Genomic DNA, 26,206 nt, shown 5'->3' on the forward strand with positions numbered 1-26,206 from the left:
TCTACGTCCGCGGCGGAGCACCATCGTTATATAGACCGCGCCCTTCACGTCGCGTCGCCGGGTTCACGCGTGCACGGTAACGAACGAGAAAGACTCCGAGTGCGCCAGCGATCGCAAGTAGAACAAGGGCTCCGACCGAAATCACGCCACCAATCCGCAGCGCCTCAGCATCCGGCTGTTCCTCATTGACGATCCGCACAGGCTCGACGCTCGCGCCGAGATCCTCGTCCGTCACGGCATCTCCGAATGGTGACGAGGGCCCCTCGATTCCTGCGCCCGGGATCAGCGCGATTGCCTCGTAAGGCTGCACCACGCCCCAGCCCGAAGAGTCGTTTCGCTGATCTGCTATCGGGCGAACTGCAGTCGCCTTTAGGCGGTACGCCCACTGCTGCGGTGTCTCATCGGGATGCGCGGCGGCAACCAACGCGGCGGCAGCCGAGACATAACCGGTCGCGAAGCTGGTTGCTGGGGCGTCAGACGCGTAGACACAATCGCCTCCAGCAGCCGATGTGGTGAGCACGTTTTGTCCAAGCGCACTGACAGCCACGTGAGAGCCGTGGATGCTTTCCTCCGTGACAATCCCATCCTCGTCGGTAGCCGCAACTCCCAACACTGCCGGGTCGGCTGCGGGGTATCTGGACCCGTCAGCATCGTCTTCTTCAACCGCGAGTGTCGAATCTCGGTTGCCAGAACTCGCGACCACCAGGCTTCCCACGCCCTGTGCATACGTCACCGCTGCGTGCAACGACGGTTCATCGACAGTCGTGCTCATCGAAACGTTGATGATCTGGGCCCCGTGGTCTGCTGCCCAGCGGATACCTTCGGCTAGTCGCTCAGCAGATGGGCCGTAGCCCGCGTCAACCTGATTCGAACCGGTGCCTGCAAATACGCGCACTGAGAGTATTCGTGTCTCGGGCGCGAGGCCAACAACCCCTGACCCATCCGTCTCACGCGCCGCGATCTGGCCAGCGATCGCGGTGCCGTGCCCGTAAGAATCCGTGAAGCCAGAGGCATCCGTCCCGTCTCCAACGAGGTTTATGCCCCCGGAAACTGCGCGCGCAAGATGCGGATTTTTCACGTTGACGCCCGAATCGACGACCGCAACCGTCACGCCCTCACCGCGGGTGATTCCCCACGCAAGTCCACTTTGCATGAGATCCAACGCCGCAACAGGTTGATCAATCCGGGTTGACGCAGTGCATTGGTCCTGCGCCACCGCGGCCAGGGGAACCGCCTGCGCCGCTGTCGCGGCGCACACGTTAATACACAGTGCGGCGACGGCCACTGCCCCACCCCAACGGGCAATCCGCGTCATTCGTCGCTCGCCACAACCGAGGGAGAGATCCCGGCGGCGGCCTCAGTTAGGGCAGGACCCTGCGTGAACAGATCTACCCAGACATCCCCGGCATCCCCGATGTCATCGATGTCATAGCCCAAACGATTTACCGTCTCTTCTGTCGCACCTGGCAGGGCGAACGACGTGCCAGTAGCGTCGATGAGAGTCAGGATGCCGGTACTCTGCTCGCCTCGCCCGCCCGCTTGAACAAGAGCGCCGGCTCCTGGCTCAACCGACACCCCAGCCTCGACTGCGTCGCTTGCGGGCTGAGTTGCGAGCACTGTACGCACGCCCGAGGAATCGCTTTGCAGGAGCGCACATGGGCGCTGATCCGCCTCGATCGACTCGAATCCGCCAGCCGGCCAGTCTTCGCCACCCACCGGACGCGCCGCAGTTTCAAGCCCAGAGACCTCTGAGGCTGCCACTGTCGTCACCTCACTGCTTGCGCCCGAGGCCAATTGATACAGCTGCCACGCGATGGGGGTCAACACTGCGAGCGACGTGGACGATTGCACGAGATAGCGCTCGGACTCGTCGGCTCCCTCCACACTGATCACATCACCGACGAGAAGGTCGGTGCCGGCAACAGATTTTCCGGCACCATCGACCGTGACGGGCGCAAGCTCTGTCCCCGGGGTGAAGAGATTGAGCCACTCAACCGACACCTCAACCGGGTTAAGTGCCGTAACTCCCGCGGCGCGCAAGATGGCGTCACTGTCTTTATCGGCGACGGCGTAACTCTTTTCTCCGTCTACGACGTATCGATCGCCGTCAGATTCGACAACCACCGCTTTGCCATCCGTTTCGACCGCCGAGCTTCCGCCCAGCCGAAGATCAATGTCCGCCTCGTCCGTGACGCACGCACTCCAATCAGAGTTTTGCAACGCACTGGGGGCCGGTAATTCGTCAGGTGCACCGACGATCCCCAACGTGTCTCCGAGCGACACTCCAGAAAGGTTGGATTGATCGGTCGCGATGACAGAAAAGCCGCTCGATGGCAGCAACAGTCGCGCGCTCGCCGTATTCACGACCGGATGCAGAAAACCCTCAATAGTCACAAAGCGCGCGCCGGTGTCAGTGACGACGATGAGCGTGCCGTTGTCCCAGCCGTTCGGAAGACCCGGCTTGATCAAGCCCCAGAAGACGCCCACCAAGACGACTGCGACAGTGAGTGCGATGGCCGCGATCACAGCGCGCAGCGGCGCCTTCGGCTCAAGTTCTTTGCCGCCCGGTGCGCCACTCACAAAAGCTGTGAGAAGACGTCTCCGAGAGAAAGTTTGCGCTTCGATCAGGTCGTTCTTCGTCGCCATCTCGTCAGACCAGCCCGGCAGCAATCACGCCAATAGGCAACAGCACCGCCAAGATAACAAGCTCGGCTACATCTGCCAGGCGGGTCATTCTGACTCGGGCCTTTGGAGAGAGCACCGTCAAGGTCACGACGAGTACGGCCGCAACAGCGACCGTCACGATCAGAATGACCCGCAGGTCAGGCTGCGTGATCGACGTTGTCAGGCCCGAAACTGCGAGCCCCACAGTGGCCAAGACCATGACCGCGAGGACACTGCTTCGGGCGAATGCCTGCCGCGCGGGAAACATCATGCTCACAAAGGCGAGCGCACACAGCAGTGCACCGAGCGGGCTTTGCGCCGCGACCAGCGGAGTCGCCGCGAGCACCGCGATACCCAGAGAGATGCGAAGAGCAACGAGAATGCGCTGCCCCCGTACCGCGCGCTCAGCTACATCCTCGGCGTTGATCGGCGCCGGGTCATCGAACATTTCCGCATCGCTCTGAGGCGAAATCACGCGGATCCTGGTTGAACTCAGCGCGAGCCACGGCAATGATCCGCCGAGCGTTGCCACAATTCCAATCATCAGAGCGAACGGCGCCGCGTTCGTTCCCGGCAGGAGTGCAGCCAAAACCGCTGTGACGCCGACGACGCCGCCTACGACAAGGGGCACAAGTTGCACGTCAGATCGTTCCGGCAGGAGCGCGAGCGAGATCCCAGCCGAGAGCATCATCGCAAGCCCGGCAGCACCGAGCGGCCAGCCCCAGAGATCAAAACTTGCCGGCACCACAAGGTATCCAGTCAGGCTCGCGAATACTGCCGCTGCAATGCCAAAGCCCTGCCCCGCCTCCACCTGTCCGAGCCGGGAAATCACCGCCGCAATGACCAGAAGAACGACGGCTCCTCCTCCCGACATCAGGGCGCCCAGCGACAATGACGGGCCTGCGGCCAGCAGAAGCAACGCACACAGACCGAGAAGCGTCAGACTCACCGCGAGGGCTGTGCGCGCGTTGTCTTGCGGTGTCCACGGCTTGTTCAACCGCCCAGTTGCGTCGATTACCGCTTCGACGATGTCGTCGTACACCCGGGGCTGGGCAAGCAGCCCGCCGCGGGTGAGCGTGAGTACCGCGCCGTCTTCAACGGACTGCGCAGCAGCGCCCTGCGCAACATCGAGGGTTGACCCATCCGCTCGCTGCAGCCCGTAGCCCGCGTACGTCAAGGTCGGGTCGAGAACTCCGAGGCTGCGCGCGAAACCGGGCATGAATTCGATGAGGGGCACATGGGCCGGAACACCGATGTCGAGTCGGCGTCCTTCGCTCTGCACGGAAATGCGAAGTAGAGCTCTGGACGCACTGATGATCTGTGCCACAGTTCTTGTTCTCCTCGGCATCGCCGGTGGTGCTGTTCGGATTATCCGGTCAGTCTAGTGTTCACGTTACGTCGGGCTTGAGTATGGCGACAGCTATCTAAATCCACGCTGCCAGCGCGGCTACATGAGAACATTCTCATTTTCATGCGGCGCAAGGGCTTGCCGAAACGGAACGAGGTTACATAGCGTTCAGACTGTTGGTTCACACGCGCAATGGGTCGCGGCCAACGGAAGAAGCCCGTTACAGGGGATTCGAAGAGGGGGATGTCGTGGCAGATGTGATTTCCGCTGAAGAAGGCGCGCTCAAGCGGGGCGCCGAAGCAGTGAACACGGCGAAGGCCGGTATCGACCAGCAGGTCAAGAAGGTCCGCGGTGAGATCGAGCAGGTGGCTGGCTTCTGGACGGGCGCCGCAGCCGGGTCTTACACACAGCTAATGGCTCGCTGGAACCAAGAGACCACGAAGCTCAACGATGTTCTCGTCACTCTCGAAGATGCCCTCTCTGGCACCGAGCGTGACCAGGCCGCGTCGGAAGAGTCGCACCAGCAGACCATCTCTGGCCTGTCGTCCATGATGGGGTCCTGACCCGTTCGCGGATCAGGGAATAAGAAAAGGTACTTTCATGCAATCAATGTCAGTTCGCCCAGAACAGGTCATCGCTCTCTCCGGACAAATCCGCGTCGGCGCGAACGGAATCAAGTCTCAGCTCGAGCAGCTCGAATCCGAGGTCGGAAAGCTTCGTTCCTCATGGAACGGTGAAGCGCAGACCGCGTACGACGAGGCCCAGCGCAAATGGACCCAGTCGCTGACCGCCCTCAACACACTTCTCGAGCAGATCTCAGCCAAAACCGAAGAGATGTCGCAGGGATACGTCTCGACAGACAAGTCCGCAGCGGGTCGTTTCTCCGCGTAGCACTACCTCCCGTTCGGGCCGGTGGCCGGTATGCATAGCTGCAACCGGGCGCCGGCCCGGTCCCGGTTTAATTCTCTTGAAAGCACGATCCCGCACATGCGCATCAGTATCGAAGGCGACAACGCCGCCCACTACTCATCCCGTCTGAGCGAGCAGAGCTCAGGAATGCCAGACCCGGGTGCAGTGCTCGAAGTTCTCGGCAACAGCACTGAGCTAGCGGCCGCGCGAGTCACGGCGCGCTTGCGTAACGCGGCACTGAGCATGGCCTCACACACGAACTACATCCGGTCGGCTGTTGCCCAAAACGCCGAAGCACTCGGTCAGGCTGTTGTGCGATTGCAAGAAACTGACAGCTTGAGCGAAACAGCCGCTGCGCGAGGAAATGCTGTTATCGACAGCATCGTTCAGGCTGACGCCGCCTCCGCCGCGCCATCTTCATCACCCGCGCCAACGTCGTCCGCTGCACCAGCGAGCGGGTCCTCCGAAAAACGAGCTTTCTAAGCCGTGCCCCGCTCAATTCTTCTTCGCATAATCGCGACGCATAGGCGCGTCAGACTGAGCACCGTCGGCGCAACTGTTGCACTGAGCGCGACCCTCGCCGCAGGAGCGGCGTTGCCAGCCAACGCGGCGGACGGCTCTCAGTACTGGTACGACGCGTACGGGGTGCCCGCTGCACAGTCCGAGGGTTGGACAGGTGCCGGCACAAAGATTGCCGTCATCGATGACCAGATCAATCCCGAGCTTCCTGTGTTCGCGGACGCAAACCTCACCATCAGTGAGGTTCCGATTTGCGCCGAAGGATCGGCGACATCGACGCAGTGGAACACCGGCGCGAGCCACGGATCGACGAGCACGGCCTTGCTCGTCGGCAATGGCGAGGGCCAAGGGGCAGTGCGAGGCATCGCGCCTGAGGCCGAAGTGACGTTCTACGGTTTTGGGCGCGGAGACGCAGCAGGAACTGAAGATTGCGGAGTGCCACAAGAGGCCACCGATCAACGGCTGAGCCGCATGGGGTGGGGAATAGAACGCGCCATGAACGACGGCGCCGATGTCATCTCTATTTCCATGGGTGCGACAAACTTCGATGTAGGCGATGAAGGTGTCATTTCCGAAGCGATCGCGACCGGCGTCGTCATCGTCGCGTCAACGGACAATTCCGCGATCGAGCCGGTTGATGAGTTCCCCTGGAGTTTCAATGGCGTCGTTGCTGTCAACGCCATGGATGCCGATACCAATCTTCAAACTGAAGACACAGAGCCATTCGACCCAGTGACTTTCCCGGCGACCACTGTCGTCGCACTCGGCGTCAATTTTTCTACGATAGGCGGCCAATCCGGCTGGGACTCTTCACCGACGGCAACGGGTGCCTCGCTTGCAACACCGCTCGTCGCAGGGATGTTGGCCCTCACCAAACAGAAGTATCCGGATGCGACCGGAAACCAACTCATTCAGTCACTGATCCACAACACCTGGGCCGACGATCATGCTCTCGAACGTGACACGGTCGGTGGGTTTGGGTACGGCGCAGCCTCATTGACACATCTCTTACGCGAGGATCCCTCGCAGTATGCGGATGACAACCCGCTTATGGACAAACCCTGGGGCTCGCCGACCGCGGAACAGGTTGCCGCCGTGTCGGGCACAGCGCCGACGCCGTCAGCGTCAGCAACGCCCGCCGCGGTCGAGGTCCCCGCGGAAACTGATTCAGAGATGCCCGGCTGGCTTCTTGCAACCATAATCGGCGGCATCGTCCTCGTCATCGCGCTCATCGCAGCGACCATTCTCGTCGTCGTTCTCATCACGCGGCGCAAGAAGAACATCACCGGGGGAAAAAAATGAGCACATGGGAAGAGAGACTTCGTAACCTGGCGCACGGTGGAGATTCATGGGATCTCCCGTCGCAGGCCGAGCTCGATAGTGCACTATCTAATCTTCGCCCGATTCTCACTCGCGCTTCGAGCGATCATGGGCTGACCGGCGCCACAGGCCTCGCAGCGTCAGAGAGCATGGCTCAAGCGGCCACCGAGGCTGCGCGCGTTGAGCAGTATCTAGCTCAGGTCAAGGAGTTCGTCTCACAGGCGAACCGCATTAGAAACCTCGCATCAGATCGTCTACAAGCGCTCGGCACAGGACAGCTCGATTCCGGACAGGAAGCAATCGTTCGAGGCGCTACGGCGGGCGCAACCATCTGGATGGGGCCGATTTCTTTCGTCGCTGGCGAGGGCGCCGTCCAAGCCATGAACTGGTTCCTTGGTTCACAGCGTGAAGAACAGTCGAAAGCCGCAGTAGCTGAGGTGAGCGACGCCTTAGATGCGCTTCCCGAACCGAATCCGCTCCCTGCTCCGCCGGTGCTCGACGGAGCAAAGTCTGATGTCGAGCAAGGTTCGACGGATCCTTCTCCCGTGCCAGTTCCGGGAGAAGGCAGCAGAAGCGTGGACAACTACCCGGACTTCGGAGCGCCCCCCGCGTCTCCCCCGACCGGTATTAGCTACGGCGGGGGCAGCGGTGCCGGCTACACCGGCGGTGGCCAGTCCGGCGTCGAACACTTCTCCCCAACAACTCCCACGTACATCTCTCCCGAGACGCCGATCATTGTTGCACCGACGCCCGACGGACCAATGTCTGGTGGAACGTCCACACCGGGCTTCTCAACGTCTCCGGGGCACGGCCTCATCGGTGGTGGATCTTCTGACTCTTCCAGTGGCGGTCTTACGCAGGGATTGATGGCAGGTGCGGGGGGCGCGGCCGCGATGGGAGGCCTCAAGCGCGCCGCCTCAGCCGGTGGCTTTGGCCGCGTGGGCGGTATCGGCTCGTCGACCGCGGGAGGCATCGGTTCTTCGTCTGCTGGCGCGGCTGGACGTGGCGCATTCGGAAGCAGTCTCACTGCAAATGCTGGCGGCGCACCAGGCGCCGGCTCATCTAGCAATGGGCTGCTCGGCGCCCGCGGTGGTGGCGCCTCAGCAGGTGCCGCCGCCGAAGGGATGGGTGCCCGCGGCAGCGGCACGAGCATGGCCGGAGGTGGCGGCGGCGCGCCCGGCAACGCGGGCAGCCGCGCTGAGAAGAAGGGACGCGGTCTCGGGGGCCCGATCGCGCCGAAAATCGATGACGATGACGAATTGGGGCCGCGGTCCGAAAACGCAGGCGCTGGTGGGCGGTAGTGATGTGCGTTCCGATCGCGTTAGACGGTTTTCGCTACAGAGGGGGAAAAGATGAGTGAACAAATCTCAGCTCAAGAGGGCGCACTGGTTCGCGGCGCCGAGGCTGTCTCTGGCGCTCACCTCGATATTGCCGACAGCACAAATCGGGTGCGGTCTGAATTGGATCAAATCCAGGCGATTTGGTCGGGGGACGCGGCGCGCGCGTACGGCGAAATGGTGAACACGTGGACCGCGGGAGCGGCACGAATAAACCTCACCCTCGTGCGGCTAGAAGAAGCGCTTCGACTCACACACCGCGATCAGAGTGCGCTCGAAGAGAACCATCAGACGACCATCGGTGGCCTCGGCGCGATGATGGGAAGCGAGTAGTCATGCCAGATCTCAATGTCTCGCCAGAAGCACTTACCGCGTCAGCTGGCGAACTCCGGCGCGAGTCGCAGCGAATCGAAGCGGCGCTCCGAAGCCTGGAACAAGAAGCGGCTCGCCTTCGTGGATCGTGGGATGGCGCTGCGCGAGTTGCCTACGACAACGCCCACAGGGAGTGGTCGACGACATTCGAGCAGATGAAAAGCCTGCTCGGAAGTATCGCGACAGCGACGGAGCAAATCTCGGAAAACTACGTCGAGACCGACCGAAACTCCGCCAAACTCTTCACCCACAATTAGCGTGCCCCATCAGCCCCAGCAGCGCTCCGCAGGCGCAAGCGTCAGCCGCTACGCTGTGGGAACCGCGACGAGATCGTGCGGAGAAATGGAACACGCATGATCCGCCATCACGAGATTCAATAACGAATGCCCACCGAGACTGTTGAACGCCGCCGCGTTGCAATCATGGATGGTGAGAATCGCCACGATCTGCTCCTCCCACTCGATGCGACGCTCAGCGATGCCTTCCGGACTGTAGGAATTGCAGCGCATGCGGGACGCGACGTCATCGTGGAACTCAGCGGCCGCGAAGTCAGCGCACTCTCACGCGCCAAGGACCTCACGGATGGCACCGTTCTTGTGCTCGTCAATCTCTCAGAACGTGCCGCGACAACGCGCTCGCGTCGACGTCTCGCACTCGTCTCCGGCGCGACGGCCGTTGGCCCGTGGTGGGCGCTCACCGCGATCGGAGTGCTGATCGCGGCGCTCGTGCTCTTATTGCCGAGTGCGTTCGACGAAGGTGTCAGAGCGGGACTTTGCCTCGTGGCAGCCACGGGAGCCGCGACGGCCGGGGTCTTTTTCGCCGTCCGAGCTACCCCACATAGCCGTCGGAACAGTTCAGCGATTATCAGCATCCTTCTTCTCGCCTTCGCTGCTGGCGTGGCGGCTGTGCCTAACTTGCCGTCGGCGACCACGATCGCGTCAGTATTTGTTGGGCTGCTCTTCGCCGCGGTGCTGGCGGGTGTCCTCCGTCTCGTAAGCCGGGACGCTGCAATCAGCGCGGAGCTTGCTGCGACGACAGCGATACTGCTCATTCTTAGCGCCGTCTGGGCAGCAGCACTGTTTTTGCATTTCAATATCGAGACCCCCGCAGCCATAACGCTCGGGCTCGCACCCGTCGCGCTGCGTGTACTGACAGCAACGCTCGTCGATGTTCCCCCGGGCGTTTTCATCGACTATGCGCGATACCAGTCCACCCGCTGGAGCGTGCGCCAAACTCTCCCAGACGAGATCAACTCCGTGACCGCGATCGACGCTCGCGACCTTGTTGCTCGCTCGACAGGACGTTTGGTGGCCGGGACTGTCGTCTTCAGTATCGCTGCGGTGTTGTGCGCGCCGCTCGCGCTTTCGTCGTTCGAATCCTCAGATCCCCTCGTGCTGTCGGGACGAATTGCGCTAGCCGTGACCACAGTGACCGCACTCCTACTCGGAGCTCGGCGTTCATCGATCGCGTTGGTGCGGTGGCTGCCGCGCGCGGCAGCCGGAGCGATTGCGACAACTGCGATCTATGCGGCGACCCGCGGCTCAGCTGAAACCTGGACTCTCGCACTCGCCGGCGTATGCCTGTTGGTTGGAGCGGCGACAGCTTTCGCAGTCGTTCCCGCGAGCCGCGGTGCACAATCATTGTTTTGGTCGCGCTTGGGCGACACCGTCGAATGGATTGCAGTCGCCCTATCGTTGCCTGCCGCGTTGCTGGCCGCCGATACCATCGACATCCTGCGTGGAATGGTGAACTCATGACCCTCCCGTCCCAATTCGTCGGCACACCGGCGAGCGTCAGCACGCGAATATTGGCGTTTAGCATCGACGCGGCTATCGTGCTTGCGATTTCTCTTACCTCGTGGGCCATCTCGGGGTCGCTCGTCTTTGCTGGATTCCTGACCTTCGAAGCCCTGTTGGCGTTGTGGATACTGCAGGCGAATACCGGAGCTGGGCCCGGCAAAGCGCTCCTCGGTCTCCGCGTGGCGCGCGTCGAAGCGCCGTTTTCTCCCGGTTCGGGTCGCTCATTCGTGCGTGGCTCGCTCATCCTTCTCGGTGGCATCATCTTCGCGGCCGGAGCATGGGTGGTGCAGGGTTCGGCTGCGTGGGACCGTTCCGGGCTGCGGCGCTCGTGGGCCGACTACGCCGCGCAAACAGTTGTCGTACTCGCTCCCCGGCGCAGCACACTGCAGCAAGAAACCGGCGATGAGTCGGACTCGAAAGAGCTGGCTTCACCGATCGTTGTTGCCGGGCCTCGGGACTTTGGCACCACAGGACGTTCACACATCACTCGACGCGCGAACAACAACAGCACAGTGATCGATGCGCTTCACATTCCGCTAGCCCCAAAGTGGGGGGCACCGATGAAAGCGAAGACAAGCGAATCGCACGCACTCGAGGACGTGAGCGGGGAGTTGCTTCTCATTTTCGACACCGGCCAGCGGGCACAGTTCTCGCTCCCTGTAGCCATCAACCTGGGTCGCGATCCTGAGCAGACAGAGCCAACCGACGCGATCCTTGTCGTGAGCGATCCGGACTCGAGCGTCTCGAAGTCGCATGTGCGCCTTGAACACGATCGTTCAGGTACCTGGATCACCGATATCGGATCGACAAACGGCACCGACCTGATCGACGAAGATAGCGAGCCCCACATGCTCAGCCCCCATGCACGCACCTACGTCGACGAGGGAACCCGCATCCGCATGGGTAACCGAGTATTTACCGTCAGCCGGCTGATCGGAGATCCCTCGTGAACAAGGGGCCACGCCTTGAGCCGCCCGCGGTACCCAGCGGGCGGATAGTTCTACAGCCGCCGCCGGAGCTGGTTCCCAACGAGGGAGGCAGCAGCATGTTGACGTCGCTGCTCCCCATGCTCGGTAGCGTCGGCGCCATCGTGATGGTCACAGTCTCGAACGCCGGCCCTACCGGGTTCATCACAGGCGGAATGTTTCTGCTTTCGTCGCTTGGATTCGTCGCTGTCAACGGCTGGCGTCAGCGATCCCAGCGAAATGCTCAGGTGCTCGGCAACCGCCGCGAGTACCTCGCGTACCTCGCGGATCTGCGGGAGACAGTGCGGACAGCAGCGAAGAAACAGCGCCGACACGGCGCATGGATCACCCCAGCGCCGGCATCACTGCCCTATATCGCCGAGGAACGCACGCGCGTGTGGGAACGCGAAGCCGGAGATGAGAGGTTTCTTCTTACCCGAATCGGTACCTCTGATCAGCCGCTCTCGCTCGCTCTCGAGGCGCCAGAACTTCCCCCACTCGCGCAGCTGGACCCGGTCGCAGCCTCTGCAGCGCACCGCTTCATGCTCACTCATGAAACGCAACCCGCGCTCCCACTCGGAATTACGCTGACCAACTACGCCAAGGTTGAAATCGTTGGCTCCGACGAAAACGCCGTCCGAGCACTGGCTCGCGCAATGGCTATCGGCGCAGCAACGCTCCATGATCCCGAAGATGTCATCATCGCCGTTCTCACGGGAACGCCGCAGGCTCCGGCATGGGAGTGGACGAAGTGGCTTCCGCATTGCATGTCGACACGCGCGAGCGACAAGCTCGGACCTGCTCGCCTGATCGCGTCCTCGCTCGATGACCTCGAGGATCTGCTGCCGACGGACCTCCGCGAGCGTCCTCGCTTCGCTCGTGGCGGTGGCATTTCACCTCATGTTCTCCTGTTCGTCGACGGCGTGCGCCTGCCGATGAACAACCCACTCGTCAGTGGCGACGGGATGCTGGGAGTCACCGTCGTCGATCTGCCCGAGCACTGGGCGGAGCTGGAAAATCCGGCAATCGCGCGACTCGCACTCCCGGCCGCTGAAGCATCCGAGCGGCAAGCAGAGTTCATCGACCTGACGACTGGTTCGCAGTTGTTCACCGCGGATTCCACCACCATCGCTGAGGCAGAAGCGACGGCGCGTCGCCTGATGCCGCTGCACACCAACCCGACAGCTCTCACCGAGACCGGCGGGGCACTGCAGGGTCAGCGTGAACTTGTGGAGCTCTTGGGACTGCCGGATGTGCGCGAGATCGATTTCGACCGTGCGTGGGCTGGTCGGCTAGAGCGCGATCGACTTCGCGTACCGATCGGCCAAGACATCAACGGCGTGCCACTCGTCCTCGATCTGAAGGAAGCAGCCCAGCAGGGCATGGGTCCGCACGGTGTGATGATCGGTGCGACAGGGTCGGGAAAGTCCGAAGTGCTCCGCACACTCGTGCTCGCCCTCGCGCTCACCCACTCCCCCGAGCATCTCAACTTCGTGCTGGTCGACTTCAAGGGTGGTGCGACGTTTGCTGGCATGGCCGGAATGCCACATGTCTCAGCGATCATCACGAACCTCGGCAGCGAACTCGCGCTCGTCGACCGCTTCCAAGATGCACTTCAGGGCGAGATCGTGCGACGGCAGGAGCTCCTGCGCGCAGCAGGAAACTTCGCCAACGTGTCGGATTATGAAAAAGCTCGCAAGGGCGGGCGCACCGACCTTGCGCCTCTTCCTGCACTGCTGATCGTGGCCGACGAGTTCTCTGAACTTCTCGCGGCAAAGCCCGAATTTGTTGAAAGCTTTGTCAATATCGGACGCGTCGGTCGATCACTGCAGGTGCATCTGCTTCTCGCCTCGCAGCGACTCGAAGAGGGAAAACTCCGCGGCCTCGACACGTACCTGTCGTATCGGATCGGACTCCGAACGTTCTCGGCGGCGGAGTCCCGCACAATCATTGGGACTCCCGATGCCTACACGCTGCCGCAAGAACCCGGCGTGGGTTACCTCAAGGCCGATACAGACAATCTGCTGCAGTTCAAAGCTGCATACGTATCGGGAATTCCGACGACCAATATGCGTGGCGTCGGGCCGACGGCATCCGACGATCAGGGGGAGAGCGCAACGCAAATTGCTCTTTTCACCGCGTCGCCGCAACCACTCGACCGCACTGACGAACTATCGACCCCGGCGCGGCCCGCTCTCTCGCAGCCGAGAGAAGAGCGTTCAAACTTCCAGATCGCTGTTGAACGCATGTCGGGCCGTGGACCGGCGGCTCACCAGGTCTGGCTCCCGCCACTCAGCGACTCTCCTTCGCTCGACGAGCTGATGCCAGATCTCACCGTGGATGCGAACTACGGCCTCATCTCGCCGAAGTGGCGCGCGCTCGGCTCGCTGACAGTGCCACTCGGAATGGTCGATGTGCCGCTCGAGCAGCGACGCGAGAACCTGGTCGTGTCCCTCGGCGGTGCCGCTGGCCACGTGGCAATAGTCGGAAGCCCGCTCAGCGGCAAGTCAACGATGGCTCGCACGCTTGTTTCCGCGCTTGCTCTGACAAGCACACCCCTTGAACTACAGTTCTACGTACTCGACTTCGGCGGCGGCAGCTTTACTGGCTTGCAAAACCACCCCCACGTCGCGGGTGTCGCCACCCGCACCGAAGCTGACGCTGTCCGGCGAACGGTCGCGGAGGTCGAGTCGATCATCGATGACCGCGAGAAGTTCTTCCGGAGCGCTGGAATCGACTCCATCGACACGTACCGACTTCGCCGCCGTCAAGGTGCCGTCGATGACGGATACGGTGATGTCTTTCTCGTCGTAGACGGGTGGGCAACGCTTCGCACCGAGTACGAAGAGCTCGAGACACGAGTGCAGACAATCGCGGCACGAGGGCTCAGCTTCGGCGTTCACGTGATCGTGACAGCAAACAGATGGCTCGAGGTACGAGCAAGCCTCAAAGACCTTATCCAGACGCGGCTCGAACTACGACTTGGTGACCCAACCGATTCGGAGATCGACCGAAAGCAGGCGGCAAACGTGCCCTCTGGTCAACCAGGACGCGGGCTCAGCGCGAAACGCCTGCAGATGCTCTCGGGGCTTCCGCGCATCGATGGGTCAAGCGATGCGACCGCACTTGTCGACGGCATCGAAGACATGATCGCTCGCGTCGCAGCGGCCTGGCAGGGGCCAAAAGCGCCGAAGCTCCGCCTTCTTCCCGAGCACATCGGGCTCGATGAGGTGCGCGCCCACGCGACGGATGCTGAGCGCACAATTCTTTTGGGCGTCGATGAGGCGCAGCTTGCGCCTTTCGGTATCGACCCACGCAAAGAGTCGCACCTTTATTTGTATGGCGATGCCGGGACCGGAAAGTCGGCGTTCTTGCGCGGTATCACGCAAGAGATCATGCGCATCTACGGCCCGTCGGAAGCCAAGATTTTTGCCGTCGACTACCGCAGGTCACTGCTCGGCGAAATTCCGGAAGAGTACCTCGGCGCGTATCTCACCTCACACGACCCAGCCTCGAACGGTCTCGCTGAGCTCTCGGCCTTCTTCACCGGTCGAATTCCAGGTCCCGATGTGACACCGGCCGAGTTGCGCGATCGAAGCTGGTGGAAGGGAGCTGAAGGCTTCGTTATCGTCGATGACTACGATCTCGTCGCAACGAGTCAGGGGAACCCTTTGGCCGTGCTGCAGCCCCTGCTAGCGCAAGCTGGCGACGTCGGACTCCACGTCATCATCACTCGTCGGACGGGTGGCGCCAGTCGCGCCGCCTATGACCCCATCATCCAGCGATTCACAGACCTTGGCGTCACTGGCATCCTGCTCGGAGGAAACCCCGAGGAAGGCCCCCTCATCGGCCGAGTGAAAGCCGTGCCCGCGGCTCCCGGACGCGCACAAGTCATCAGCCGGGAACACGGTTTCATAGCGGCCCAGCTGGCCTACTCTCCACCACAGATGAAGTGACAGCGGCCACACGCTGGCAAGAGGACGTGGAGTTGTGGCGGCAACGCTGTCAACCCCATTCCTCCCCAGAGCGTCGGGTGATTCTGTAGTGGTTGGCGCGAAACTTGCGCCGACACTGCAGACCCAGCGCGAAGGAGCATCATGCCTCAGCTTCCCGAATCGAACGACCGCACCTCGATTGCCACGAACCCCTCCGCTGAAGCGGAGCTCGGCTCAACGACAGACACGGGTGCGCCGGCGCCGAGCGACCGCAACAGCCTGACGGTGGGCGCCGATGGCCCGATCGTGCTGCACGACGTGCACTTCTTGAACCAGATGGCGCACTTCAATCGCGAACGTACCCCCGAACGAAACGTGCACGCAAAAGGATCGGGCGCTTTCGGACACTTCGAGACGACGGGCGACGTCACCGCGTATACAAAGGCGGGGCTTTTTCAGCCCGGGGTGAAAACCGAAATGCTCGCGCGGTTCTCAACCGTCGCCGGCGAGCAGGGCTCCCCCGACACCTGGCGTGACCCGCGCGGCTTTGCACTCAAGTTCTACACCGACGAAGGTAACTACGACCTCGTTGGCAATAACACGCCCGTCTTCTTCATTCGCGACACGATGAAGTTTCCCCACTTCATCCGTTCGCAAAAGCGTCGCGGAGGTAATGGTCTGCGTGACAACAACATGCAGTGGGACTTCTGGAGCCTGAACCCGGAGTCCGCCCACCAGGTCACCTACCTCATGGGTGATCGCGGCATCCCGGCGTCGTATCGACAGATGAACGGATACGGCTCGCACACCTACATGTGGGTCAACGCTGAGGGTGAGAAGTGCTGGGTGAAATATCACTTCCACAGCAATCAGGGCGTCGCCGGACTCACCGACCAAGACGCCACTCGCATTGCGGGTGAGGATGCCGACTTCCACCGCCGCGATCTGTACAGCTCAATCGAGCAGGGCGACTTTCCATCCTGGACGCTGTCGGTGCAGATCATGCCCTACGAAGATGCCAAGGACTACCGCATCAACCCGTTCGACCTAACGAAGATCTGGCCGCACGCGGACTACCCGCTCATCGAGGTCGGCACGATGACTCTTGATCGGAACCCCGACAACTTCTTCGCCCAGATCGAGCAGGCAGCATTCGAGCCGTCGGCGCTCGTGCCCGGCATCGGTTTCTCGCCCGACAAAATGCTGCTCGGGCGCGCGTTCGCCTACTCCGACACTCACCGACACCGCATCGGCGCGAACTACCAGCAGCTGCCGGTTAATCGCCCGCACGTCGAACTCAACACCTACACGCAGGACGGCCCAATGGCCTACGACCACCGCGGCGATGACCCGGTCTACGCACCGAACTCATTCGGTCGTGGCTACGCCGACAACGTCGGCGAGGTGGATCCCGGGTGGGAGTCTGACGGCCCGATGGTGCGTCAGGCGTACACGCTGCGCGCCGAGGACGACGACTTTTCGCAGGCGGGGTCACTCGTTCGCGATGTGTGGAACGACGAGCAGCGCGCGGCTTTCGTAAAGACAGTGGCGGGGCACCTGCTCGGTGGGGTCACGGGCGATGTTCTCGAGCGGGCGTTCGCGTATTGGAAGGCAGTGGATGCCGCAACCGGCGCGAGCATCGAAGAACTCGTGCGGGAGAAGGCGAATCTGGGCGCACCGGGCGCACAGCCGGACGCGGCAAAAGCTGCGGCATCCGACCCGATCACTGAACCAGACACCAACGCCGCGAAGTAACGCGCGTCGACGCAACGGAAGGCACGTTCACATGAGCGATGACAAGATGACCGATGACGAAAAGCGCCACGACCAGCTGACGAGCGCACCCAACGCGACAGAGTCTGACGCGGCCCCTCGCATCGACGTCAGCCATCCACGCGAGGGCGTCACCCGGGTGGATGTGCGCGACGACGCTGAGGTTCGCCCGGGCGACGTCGACGACTGATCGACCGGAGGAGATCTGCCGTGCGGAGGTGAGTTTCACAGCGACCCTCCTCCGCTGGGCATATCTACTCCCCAAGGCGAGCGTGAGCGCTAAGAAGCGACGAGCAGGTACCCACGGGTATCAAACCCAGCGATGATCAGCCCCGCATCGAGGTGAGTGCGCAGTTCTTCGCGCACGCGCACACGGTGAGCTGCGGCATCCGACGGGTTGCTCTTCCTGAGCTCATGAATGTCCGCGGGAACAGCGACGGTTGCCGCAACCTGTACGGGGGTTCTCGCGGGCGCCGAAGCGACAGCCCACGACACCAGGATGCGGTCGGTCTCGTCTCCCCGGTTGACGCCATCGTTCATGCGGCCGTACATGTCGACGACGTACGCCGTGGCACGCGCGCCCAGCACTGACAGGTTGAACCGGGCGTTGCGGGCAACAAGTGGATCAAAGGTCCAGGTGATTGTGCCGACGTCGCGCGCAAGCGCCCACGCGCGCTGATGCTGCTTGAGAACGCGGCCGAGCCCCATACTTTGGTACTCAGGCAGCACGCCGGTGATGTGCGAATGCATCGATCGCGCCGCAGGAGATGCAAAAAACGCGACGGATGCCCCCACCAAGCGCTCGTCGTCATAAAGACCGACCACGTAATTGCCGGTGTGCGCGAGCGCGATCATGAGGTTTGTCGGCACCGAGTCACGGTCGGTACGCCACACCTCACGAAGCACTGCGGCCGCAGCAACAACATCGTCGACTGTGGCGAGTTCGCGGATCGCCATCCCCGCCGGAAGCCCTGTCATCACAACAGTCTGACAGCGCCAGTGCCCTCGTACGACGCATAAGCTGATCTGATGCGCGCGCACGGGAACGACGAACGAAACCGGCTCACCCGGATGCCACGCCAAGGCGCGATTGTTGCCGTTCTCGCAATCGCGGGAATGTGCTCGTCGTTCATGTTCACGCTCGTCGTTCCGATTCAGTCAAAGCTTCCCGAGCTCCTCCACGCGAGCCGCGACGACACAGCGTGGGTCGTGACAGCGACACTTCTCGCGGCGGCTGTCATCACCCCCATCTCCGGCCGTCTCGGCGACATGTACGGTAAGCGCCGCATCGTTCTCGTGCTGATGGCAACGATGGTGCTGGGTTCGGTTATCGCCGCGTTTTCGCCGGGCATCGTGGGTATCATCGTGGGCCGAGCGCTGCAGGGTGCAGTCGTCGGCGTCGTGCCGTTGGGAATCTCGATCCTTCGTGATGTGCTGCACAAAGACCGCGTCGATTCAGCAATTGCGCTGATCAGCGCAACGCTCGGTGTGGGCGGCGCACTCGGTCTTCCGCTCAGCGCGTTCGTCACCGAAAAAGCCGACTGGCACCTGCTGTTCTGGGTCGCCGCGGCCCTCGGCTCTGTCGTCTTCGCACTTGTCTTATGGATTGTTCCCGTCAGCGTGCTTCGCACCGCCGGCAGGTTCGACTACACCGGGGCTGCGGGGCTCGCGATCGGTCTCATCGGAGTGCTGCTCGCGATTTCGCGCGGCAACACGTGGGGCTGGTTCTCGGTCACAACCCTTGCAACCGGGATTGGCGGCATCCTCGTGCTGCTCGTCTGGGGCTGGTACGAGCTACGAATCGCGGAGCCGCTGCTTGACCTCCGCGTCGCGGCACGACGCCCGGTACTGCTCACCAATATCGCGTCGGTGGCCATGGGCTTCTCGCTCTTTGCCTCGAACGTTTCTTACCCGCAAATCTTGGAGCTGCCCGAAAGCTTGGGCGGTTTTGGACTCTCGCTCATTGGCGCAAGCCTCATTGTGATGCCTTCGGGCATCGTGATGATGGTGCTCTCACCGTTTTCGGGGCGTATCGCCCGCACGGTCGGCCCCAAACTACTGCTGATTCTCGGCGCAATTGCACTCATGGCCGCGTACGGATTCACGATCTTGTTCTCGGCCGAGGTGTGGCAAATCTTGGTGGCAAACATATTGATCGGCGTCGGGATCGGATTCGGGTACGCAGCGATGCCAATGCTCATCATGAGGTCGGTACCGCAGTCTGAGACCGGCGCATCCAACGGCCTGAATGCCCTGTTCCGCTCGCTCGGCACAAGCACTGCAGCAGCAATCATCGCGGCGGTGCTCGCGAGCTCTGCAGCTGTCGTCGACGGCGTACAGATTCCGAGCTCCGGGGGTTTCCAGTCCTCGTTCGTTCTCGGCGGTATAGCTGCACTTCTTGCACTCATCTGCGCAGCGTTCATCCCGACGCGCCAAACGTTCGAAGAAAAACATCCCTCGCTGCCGGAGTAACCACCGCTACTCTTTCGGAATGACCACAGCTGATCAGTCTCCCGACGTCGAGGACACCGCAGACCACGACGCCCGCTTCTTCGGCCAGCCGTGGGCGCTCGCGCACGTGTTCGGCGTGGAGATGTGGGAGCGCTTCAGCTTCTACGGCATGCAGGGCATCCTGCTCATCTACCTGTACTACTCGGCGGCGCAGGGTGGCCTCGGAATCGACGAGGCGGTGGCTACCGGAATCGTCGGAGCCTACGGCGGTGCTGTCTATCTCTCCACCATTCTCGGAGCATGGATCGCAGATCGTCTGCTCGGGTCGGAACGAGTGCTGTTCTACAGCGCTGTCGTCATCATGTTCGGCCACATCGCTCTCGCGGTACTCCCCGGCATCCCGGGAGTCACCGTCGGCCTCATCCTGATCGCCGTCGGCTCGGGCGGCCTGAAAGCAAACGCCACCTCGGTAGTGGGCGCTCTCTACAGTGAAGAAGACACGCGGCGGGATGCCGGTTTCTCGCTGTTCTACCTCGGCATCAACCTCGGCGCTTTCTTCGGCCCGATCTTCACCGGGCTCCTGCAGACTACGATGGGCTTCCACTGGGGCTTCGGGCTCGCGGCAGTCGGAATGGGTGTCGGCCTCATCCAGTACTCGATCGGGCGAAAAGGGATGCCAGCATCTGCTCGCATCGTTCCGAACCCACTGCCGAAGAACAAACGCGTCCGGATGATCACAATCGGGGTTGCCGGGCTCGCGGTCATCATTGCGCTCATTCTCATCGGGGTGATTCGCGCCGATAACCTGTCGACGGTCGTGATCATCGTCACTCTCGCGGCAGCGATCGCATACTTTGCCGTCATCATCGCCTCACGACAGATCACGTCGATCGAGCGCTCGCGCGTGTTCGGCTTTATTCCGCTGTTCATTGTGAGCGTCGGGTTCTGGTCGCTCTACCAACAGCAGTTCACAGTGCTGACGATCTACTCCGATAAGCGACTCGACCGCAGCCTCTTCGGTTGGGAAATGCCGGTTTCGTGGGTGCAGTCGATCAATCCGATCTTCATCATCATTCTCTCGGGCGTCTTCGCTGCTCTCTGGACGAAGCTCGGCAAGCGTCAGCCGAGCACGCCCGTGAAGTTCGGTCTCGCCTCCATCGTCATGGGGATCGCTTTCTTGCTCTTCTTGCTGTGGGCAAATGGCGGAGATAACACCACTCCACTCTTGGCGATTGTCGGCATCCTGTTCGTCTTCACCGTGGCAGAACTGCTGCTCTCACCCATTGGCCTCTCGGTATCGACGAAGCTTGCCCCCCACATGTTCAAGACGCAGATGGTGGCGCTGTTCTTCCTCTCGGTCGCCCTCGGCACAGCCGTCGCCGGCTGGTGCGCGCAGTTCTACGACCCCACCAACGAGGTTCCGTACTTCACGGTTCTCGGCGTCATCGCGGTGGCACTCGGTGGCGCGCTGCTGCTCTCGGTCAAGCCGGTGTTGGCCTTGATGAAGGGCGTGCGCTGACTTCTAGCGTCCGTGTTTATTCTGCGCTAGCGCTTGTGGTCGGCCGCTGTCGTCACATGCTCGGCGAACAGCCCCGGCCACGCCATGATGCCGTAGGGAGTGCGTGCGACAACGAGCCGACTACCGCGGATCAGGCGGTTGAGACGCTTTGCTGTCGCCAGCGGGTGGGACTTGTCGCCAGTCCACGCCAGAATCAGCGTGGGCACATCGAGGCGCACAATCGTCTTCCGCGCCGGAATGTCAGTTGCCGCGGCCCCGCGCAAAACGGTCGGCAGTAGATGTTCGTCGACTTCGGGGAGCGTTTTGGGCGCATCAGCCAGCGCAGGGGGCGCCGGTGAGAGTGAGCCCATTTCGACCCACGCCTCGCGCCCTTCCCGCTCAATGAGTTCGGCGTGCGAGAGGTAAGTATCTGCCTGTGCAACTCGGGTCTTTCCCGCGGTTGGCGGGATCGCGAACGTCAAACTCGCGAACCGATCAGGATGCTGCGTCACAGCGTGCAGCAGTGTTCCCGTACCCATCGACGGACCCACGCCGTGCACCTGTTCACCGGGAGCCACGTGATCGATCACGCGCACGAGGTCTTCGGCGAGCCGATCCCAGCCGTAATCAGCGCTGTTGAACGACCCTGTCGAATGACCGTGACCGCGTGCGTCGTATCTCAGCACACGGTGCCCGCGGAGTGCACGACCGAGGTTCAACCCCAGCTGGGTATCGCGTTCACGACTCGATGTCAGCCCGTGCAGTTGCACAACGAGCGGTCCAGAATCCCCCACGATGTCGTAGTCGAGCACGGCTCCACCGACATCAAGTTTCGGCACGAGACTCCTAACGTCACAAATGAGAGATCTTTGCCCCATAGACTACGACGCCATGCGCCTGACAAATGTCGCCCAAATGATCCTCCCAGCCGGGCGGCTGCACAGCTATGCCACTGAAATCAGAGTAGATTTCGCCGCTGAACTGCCTATTTCTTTCGACCAGGGGCGCCACGTCGCGCTCGGGGATCGCGCCGGATCTTGGATGGCCGTCGCCCTCCGTTTGCCCGCACCTGTGCCCCACGATGACCTCGCCACGGCGTGGCACGCTGTCATTTCACGACATGGCACGCTGCAGACTGCGTTCAGTCATGAACCGAGCGGCGAGGTTTCACTGAGCCGTGTTGAGGTGTCGAGCGGTGTGTGGCGGGAGCATCCGGTTGCTCCGGGTCATGCCACACGAGACGTCCTGCGCGATGTGCTCGATGAGGCGTGTTCGCCGTTCTCGCGACCCTCACACCTGCTGTGTGTCGTTGAGCCCGAATCTGACGATCGACCTGTCGTGGTGATCGGTTCGGATCACTCCCACGTCGACATGTGGTCGCTGCTGATCATCGTGCGAGACCTGACGAGCGCACTCGCGGCTGTTGAAGCCGGCGAAGATCCGGCGCTTTCGCCCGCTGCGACCTTCGCCGAGCACACCACAGTGCTCAAGCGGATGCCTCCGGCTCCGGCCGAAATCGGCGAACGGTGGGACCGCATTCTCGATGCCGGCGACGGCCTTATGCCGGTGTTTCCGCTCCCCCTCGGCGACGTTTCAGTACCGCAGGCCGAGGTCGTCGAAGTGCGGGATGTGCTCGACAGCGCCGATGTTCGGGTTTTTGAAGCGGAAGCTGCCGCCGCGGGCGTTCGCCCTACCGCGCTTGCACTTTCGGTGCTTACGCAGGTGACGCGCGACATGAGTGGGCAGGCACTCCGGGCCGTTTTTCCGGTCCATTCTCGCCACGAAGCACGATGGCTCGATGCCGTGGGATGGTTCATCACGAATGCCGTCATTGAGTGCGTCGAGGCAACACCCAAAGCCTGCGCTGCGGCAGTTAAAGACGCCCTTGCGCTGGGTTCGTACCCGCTCGCACCGATCTTTGCACCGTACGGGGGCATGCCGCAGGGCCCGGGGATGTTCGCAATTTCTTGGCTCGACACCCGGCGGCTCCCCGAGGTCGCACCTGACCTCAGTATTCAGTACGTCTCGGCGTCGATCCGCACCGACGGCGTCATGATCTGGTTCATCGTGAACGAGTCGGGTCTGCACTTGCGATGCCGCTACCCAGAGACGCCCGAGGCCCGCGCAAACGTCGGAGGATGGCTCGACAGTATCGCGCAGGCGCTCCGCGCACTGTCGGGAGTGGACGTAGGTACCGTCGGCGGCTGAGTGGCTCAGTTGTTTGCCGCGCCACTACCAACGTCGTCGATCGCGTCGTTGTCGCGCGATTGCTCAGCCGGCACGGCCTCTGCTTCTGCTTGCTCCGCTGATTCAGCTGGGTCACCGAGCCCCAGCACCGCGCGTGCTTCCTCATCGCTTAGGCCGAATACGCTCCGCACATTGAGGTCTCGCTGCGGAAATGGGATTTCGATACCGTAGCGTTGCAAAGACGAGTGGATTGCCCAGTTGTAAGCCGCGGTCACAGCGATCGGCTTCTTCGTCGCTTCGGGATTGAGCCAGATGACGAGCTCAAAGTTGAGCGAGCTCGCACCGAACTCGCTCAACCAGACTTGAGGTCGGCGCGGACCCTCGAGGTCGAGAGTAAACGGCACGGATGCAGCTGCTTCAAGCGCCGCCTTTTTTACTATCTCTTTGCCTGTGCCGTATGCCACACCAAAGGGAACTCTGAGACGCCGCAACACCTCCCGATGTGTCCAGTTGACGACCCGCCCACTCACGAATTCGGAGTTCGGCACTAAAATATCGATGTTGTCGTTCGTCACGATCGTCGTTGCACGAATCTTGATGTCACGAACTTCTCCTGTCACACCCGACTCAAGCTCGACGAAGTCACCGATCTTGAGCGATTTATCGAGCAGCAATACGATCCCCGACACAAAATTACTGAAAAGCGTCTGCAGCCCGAACCCGAGCCCGACACCGAGGGCACCAGCGAGCACTGCGAATCTATCGAGCGGAACGCCGATAACAGTTATTGCGATCAGCACTCCTACAACGATGACGGCGTAGGTCACCAACCGCGAAAGCGTGTACCAAGTAGCCGTGCGCGTGGCGCCTTGCCGGCGCGAGTACCGCAGAATCGCCGAGCGCAGAAAAATGGCGAGAACGACAGCGATGAGAAGAATTGCTGCCGCTGACACGGCCGCTGTGAGCGATATCGAGACATCGAAAAGATTGATCTCGGCTAGTGCGTATCTGCTCGACATGCCATGAGCCAAGCACATGGCCGCTGGCGACGCGACCCTTCGCCACGTTGCCAGCGTTTAGCGGACATTCTTCAGACTCAGGAAATGACGCACTGCGTTCCGATAGGTTTGATTACCTACGCGCGCCCTCCTGCTCGGTCAGAGAGGACGTTGCCGCCTTATCCCGAGGAGACACCTTTCATGACGCTGCACGACGCTGCTTATCGGGACCATGCCTGCCTGATCGTTCACGGTCCCGATCAGGCCGGCCTCGTCGCGGCAGTGACAGCACTCATCACGAGAAACAAGGCGAACATCGTCACTCTCGACCAGTACTCCGACAACCCCGAGGGCGGGGCGTTCTTTCAGCGCGTTGTGTTTCACCGTCCTGAACTTGCGGCGGCTCTGCCCGAGATCGAACACGACCTCGCGCAGACGCTTGAGCCGTACTCGATGCAGTGGACGCTCTCAGACATGTCGGTCCCCAAACGGATGGCGATCCTCGCATCCACGAGCGACCATTGCCTTCTAGAGTTGCTCTGGCGCCAACGTCGCGGCGAGCTCAACGTGACTATTCCGATGGTTATCTCGAACCACACAAACACAGCTGAAGATGTGCGTTCGTTCGGGGTGCCCTTCTTCCACGTCCCGTCCCAGGGCGCCGACAAATCCGCAGCAGAAACCGAGATCGTCAGGATGCTCGCGGGCAACGTCGACTTTGTCGTGCTTGCTCGCTACATGCAGATTCTGTCCGACGACTTCCTCACCGCGGTGGGCGTACCGGTGATCAACATCCACCATTCGTTCCTGCCCGCGTTTGTGGGAGCCGGGCCATACAAAAAAGCCAAGGAACGCGGGGTCAAACTCATCGGAGCGACATCGCACTACGTGACGAAAGATCTCGACGAAGGGCCGATCATCGAGCAAGATGTCGCGCGCGTCGACCACTCGATGAGCGCCGTTGATTTGCAAGCTCGCGGTGCGTACGTCGAGCGTGCTGTGCTCGCGCGCGCTGTGCAATGGCACGCAGAGGACCGAGTCATCCGCCACGGCAATCAGACCATAGTCTTCGAGTGACACACTCGCTCTGCCGCAAAATTCCACGCCCCGACGCCACGCCCCGACGCCCGCACGCCGCCGACCATGTCTCACTTATTCATGAATGTTGGCGCCCGAGGCTGAATAAGTGAGACATCGGGCTAGAAGACGTACTCCATGAGTTCGACTCCGAGAGTGCGCAGCGCTTCGTGTGCGCGGAGCCGGTGCGAGATAGAGAGGTCATCGAAGCAGACGATGACCGCGTAGGCGACGCCCGCCCGTGGTCCGCCGAGTACACCAGCTTCGGCTCGAACACCGCTGTCACGACCGGTCTTGTTCACGAAGAGCAGTTCGTGCGCATCATTGAAGTGCGCAAACGGATCGAGACCTGTTGCGGATGCCACGAGCGACAAGTCTTGGTTCAAGCTCAGCCACTCCGAGACCTGGGCACTGACGCCAGCTGACACTGCCTTCGAATTCACGAGGGCCGCGAAGAGTTCTGAGTACTCACGGGCTGATCCGAGCGCGACATGGGGCGCGTCATCGGGACCCCGGCGGTCGCGGAATCCGTCCATGACTGCTGCTCGGGTGAGTCCCAATTTCTCAATGCGAGCGCGCACCGTGGGAAGGCCCACCCGGTGCAGCAACGCGTTCGTCGCGAGCGCATCGCCGGACGCGGCGGCCAGCACCGCAAGATCGACGAGCGCGAGTGTCGGCGCCTTGAGATGCTGCCAGATTCCGGCGATATCGACCGGCTCGAGCCCCTCCCGTTCGACCAGTTCGAGCGGGTCGAGTTCGCCAGACTCAAACTGCGCCGCGACCTCAACAAGAAGTGGCACGACTCCGAGACCCGCAACCGGGAGCGTCACGTAGTCATCACCCACGAGCACTGCCTCGCCAGAATCGAGGTCGGTAACGCGCACCGAAACCTGTGCCCCCGATGCGGCAAGCGCATCGAGCGCCGCCAGGCTCGACTTGAATGACCGTTTTCCCGGCGCCTTACGTCGCGAGAGCTTGCCCCCCTCACCACGCCGGGTTCCGCGGCGAGCCTCGGTGCCGCGAGTTGGCTCAGGGGACGTACCCATGAGCGGTT

General features: G+C 62.0%; 23 protein-coding genes. 16 read left to right on the forward strand and 7 right to left on the reverse strand.

Features of this window, described 5'->3' with window-relative positions:
• Window position 1: 1 nt before the first annotated feature.
• Genes FHS06_RS01645 through FHS06_RS01655 form a run of 3 tightly spaced genes read right to left on the reverse strand, consistent with a single transcriptional unit; the run spans window position 2 to window position 3,991 of the window.
• A complete protein-coding gene (locus tag FHS06_RS01645; RefSeq protein ID WP_167044597.1) occupies window positions 2-1,285 on the reverse strand; it encodes a S8 family serine peptidase in 1,284 nt (427 codons plus the stop codon).
• A gap of 26 nt (window positions 1,286-1,311) precedes the next feature.
• Window positions 1,312-2,646 (reverse strand): type VII secretion protein EccB, encoded by a 1,335-nt coding sequence (gene eccB, locus FHS06_RS01650; RefSeq protein WP_167044600.1) that lies wholly within the window; start codon window positions 2,644-2,646, stop codon window positions 1,312-1,314.
• A gap of 4 nt (window positions 2,647-2,650) precedes the next feature.
• Complete coding sequence (locus tag FHS06_RS01655; RefSeq protein ID WP_167044603.1) at window positions 2,651-3,991, reverse strand: EsaB/YukD family protein; 1,341 nt, start codon at window positions 3,989-3,991, stop codon at window positions 2,651-2,653.
• A gap of 269 nt (window positions 3,992-4,260) precedes the next feature.
• Between FHS06_RS01655 and FHS06_RS01660 the strand changes: the two genes are divergently transcribed.
• The 12 genes from FHS06_RS01660 to FHS06_RS01715 all read left to right on the forward strand — a co-directional run bounded on the left by FHS06_RS01660 (window position 4,261) and on the right by FHS06_RS01715 (window position 17,131).
• Window positions 4,261-4,575, forward strand: coding sequence for a WXG100 family type VII secretion target (locus FHS06_RS01660; RefSeq protein ID WP_167044606.1), 315 nt, complete (start codon window positions 4,261-4,263; stop codon window positions 4,573-4,575).
• A 37-nt stretch (window positions 4,576-4,612) separates the two neighbouring features.
• Window positions 4,613-4,903, forward strand: a complete 291-nt coding sequence (locus FHS06_RS01665) for a WXG100 family type VII secretion target (protein WP_243845235.1) — start codon at window positions 4,613-4,615, stop codon at window positions 4,901-4,903.
• A gap of 96 nt (window positions 4,904-4,999) precedes the next feature.
• Window positions 5,000-5,404, forward strand: a complete 405-nt coding sequence (locus tag FHS06_RS01670) for a hypothetical protein (RefSeq protein WP_167044609.1) — start codon at window positions 5,000-5,002, stop codon at window positions 5,402-5,404.
• 3 nt (window positions 5,405-5,407) lie between these two features.
• Entirely contained in the window at window positions 5,408-6,742 is a 1,335-nt protein-coding gene (locus tag FHS06_RS01675; protein ID WP_167044612.1) for a S8/S53 family peptidase, read from the forward strand.
• Window positions 6,739-8,061 carry a hypothetical protein gene (locus tag FHS06_RS01680; protein ID WP_167044615.1) on the forward strand — a complete coding sequence of 441 codons (1,323 nt, stop codon included), beginning with the start codon at window positions 6,739-6,741 and terminating at the stop codon, window positions 8,059-8,061. Before FHS06_RS01675 ends, FHS06_RS01680 begins: the two co-directional genes overlap by 4 nt.
• Window positions 8,062-8,112: 51 nt before the next feature.
• Complete coding sequence (locus FHS06_RS01685) at window positions 8,113-8,430, forward strand: WXG100 family type VII secretion target (RefSeq protein ID WP_167044618.1); 318 nt, start codon at window positions 8,113-8,115, stop codon at window positions 8,428-8,430.
• A gap of 2 nt (window positions 8,431-8,432) precedes the next feature.
• Entirely contained in the window at window positions 8,433-8,726 is a 294-nt protein-coding gene (locus tag FHS06_RS01690; protein WP_167044622.1) for a WXG100 family type VII secretion target, read from the forward strand.
• A 126-nt stretch (window positions 8,727-8,852) separates the two neighbouring features.
• Entirely contained in the window at window positions 8,853-10,226 is a 1,374-nt protein-coding gene (locus FHS06_RS01695) for a hypothetical protein (RefSeq protein ID WP_167044625.1), read from the forward strand.
• Entirely contained in the window at window positions 10,223-11,218 is a 996-nt protein-coding gene (locus FHS06_RS01700) for an RDD family protein (protein ID WP_167044628.1), read from the forward strand. The genes FHS06_RS01695 and FHS06_RS01700 overlap by 4 nt, the downstream gene beginning before the upstream one ends.
• Window positions 11,215-15,189, forward strand: a complete 3,975-nt coding sequence (gene eccCa / locus FHS06_RS14275) for a type VII secretion protein EccCa (RefSeq protein WP_167044631.1) — start codon at window positions 11,215-11,217, stop codon at window positions 15,187-15,189. Before FHS06_RS01700 ends, eccCa begins: the two co-directional genes overlap by 4 nt.
• Before the next feature lie 141 nt (window positions 15,190-15,330).
• The gene (locus tag FHS06_RS01710) at window positions 15,331-16,923 is read left to right on the forward strand and encodes a catalase (RefSeq protein ID WP_167044634.1); all 1,593 of its coding nucleotides are present in this window, start codon (window positions 15,331-15,333) and stop codon (window positions 16,921-16,923) included.
• Between the two features lie 31 nt (window positions 16,924-16,954).
• Window positions 16,955-17,131 carry a hypothetical protein gene (locus tag FHS06_RS01715; RefSeq protein WP_167044636.1) on the forward strand — a complete coding sequence of 59 codons (177 nt, stop codon included), beginning with the start codon at window positions 16,955-16,957 and terminating at the stop codon, window positions 17,129-17,131.
• Window positions 17,132-17,220: 89 nt separating this feature from the next.
• On the opposite strand, the gene FHS06_RS01720 is transcribed toward FHS06_RS01715, so the two are convergent.
• Window positions 17,221-17,919 carry a GNAT family N-acetyltransferase gene (locus FHS06_RS01720; protein WP_167044639.1) on the reverse strand — a complete coding sequence of 233 codons (699 nt, stop codon included), beginning with the start codon at window positions 17,917-17,919 and terminating at the stop codon, window positions 17,221-17,223.
• A gap of 93 nt (window positions 17,920-18,012) precedes the next feature.
• Here FHS06_RS01720 and FHS06_RS01725 point away from each other — a divergent pair, with 93 nt between their 5' ends.
• Together FHS06_RS01725 and FHS06_RS01730 are read left to right on the forward strand one after the other, a co-directional pair.
• Entirely contained in the window at window positions 18,013-19,413 is a 1,401-nt protein-coding gene (locus tag FHS06_RS01725; RefSeq protein ID WP_167047758.1) for an MFS transporter, read from the forward strand.
• Window positions 19,414-19,432: 19 nt separating this feature from the next.
• The gene (locus tag FHS06_RS01730; RefSeq protein ID WP_167044642.1) at window positions 19,433-20,911 is read left to right on the forward strand and encodes a peptide MFS transporter; all 1,479 of its coding nucleotides are present in this window, start codon (window positions 19,433-19,435) and stop codon (window positions 20,909-20,911) included.
• Window positions 20,912-20,937: 26 nt separating this feature from the next.
• Here FHS06_RS01730 and FHS06_RS01735 read toward each other — a convergent pair whose 3' ends face one another.
• Entirely contained in the window at window positions 20,938-21,729 is a 792-nt protein-coding gene (locus tag FHS06_RS01735; protein WP_167044645.1) for an alpha/beta fold hydrolase, read from the reverse strand.
• A 52-nt stretch (window positions 21,730-21,781) separates the two neighbouring features.
• On the opposite strand from FHS06_RS01735, the gene FHS06_RS01740 reads away from it, so the two are divergent.
• On the forward strand, window positions 21,782-23,098 hold the full coding sequence (locus FHS06_RS01740) for a condensation domain-containing protein (RefSeq protein ID WP_167044648.1): 1,317 nt from the start codon (window positions 21,782-21,784) through the stop codon (window positions 23,096-23,098).
• Between the two features lie 5 nt (window positions 23,099-23,103).
• Here FHS06_RS01740 and FHS06_RS01745 read toward each other — a convergent pair whose 3' ends face one another.
• The gene (locus FHS06_RS01745; RefSeq protein ID WP_167044650.1) at window positions 23,104-24,096 is read right to left on the reverse strand and encodes a mechanosensitive ion channel family protein; all 993 of its coding nucleotides are present in this window, start codon (window positions 24,094-24,096) and stop codon (window positions 23,104-23,106) included.
• 180 nt (window positions 24,097-24,276) lie between these two features.
• Here FHS06_RS01745 and purU point away from each other — a divergent pair, with 180 nt between their 5' ends.
• Entirely contained in the window at window positions 24,277-25,152 is an 876-nt protein-coding gene (purU, locus tag FHS06_RS01750) for a formyltetrahydrofolate deformylase (RefSeq protein ID WP_182486460.1), read from the forward strand.
• A 122-nt stretch (window positions 25,153-25,274) separates the two neighbouring features.
• Here purU and FHS06_RS01755 read toward each other — a convergent pair whose 3' ends face one another.
• A complete protein-coding gene (locus tag FHS06_RS01755) occupies window positions 25,275-26,198 on the reverse strand; it encodes a serine hydrolase (RefSeq protein ID WP_167044656.1) in 924 nt (307 codons plus the stop codon).
• Window positions 26,199-26,206: the final 8 nt, after the last annotated feature.

Origin of the sequence: Microbacterium halimionae (assembly GCF_011761265.1) — a bacterium.
Classification (GTDB): Bacteria; Actinomycetota; Actinomycetes; order Actinomycetales; family Microbacteriaceae; genus Microbacterium; species Microbacterium halimionae.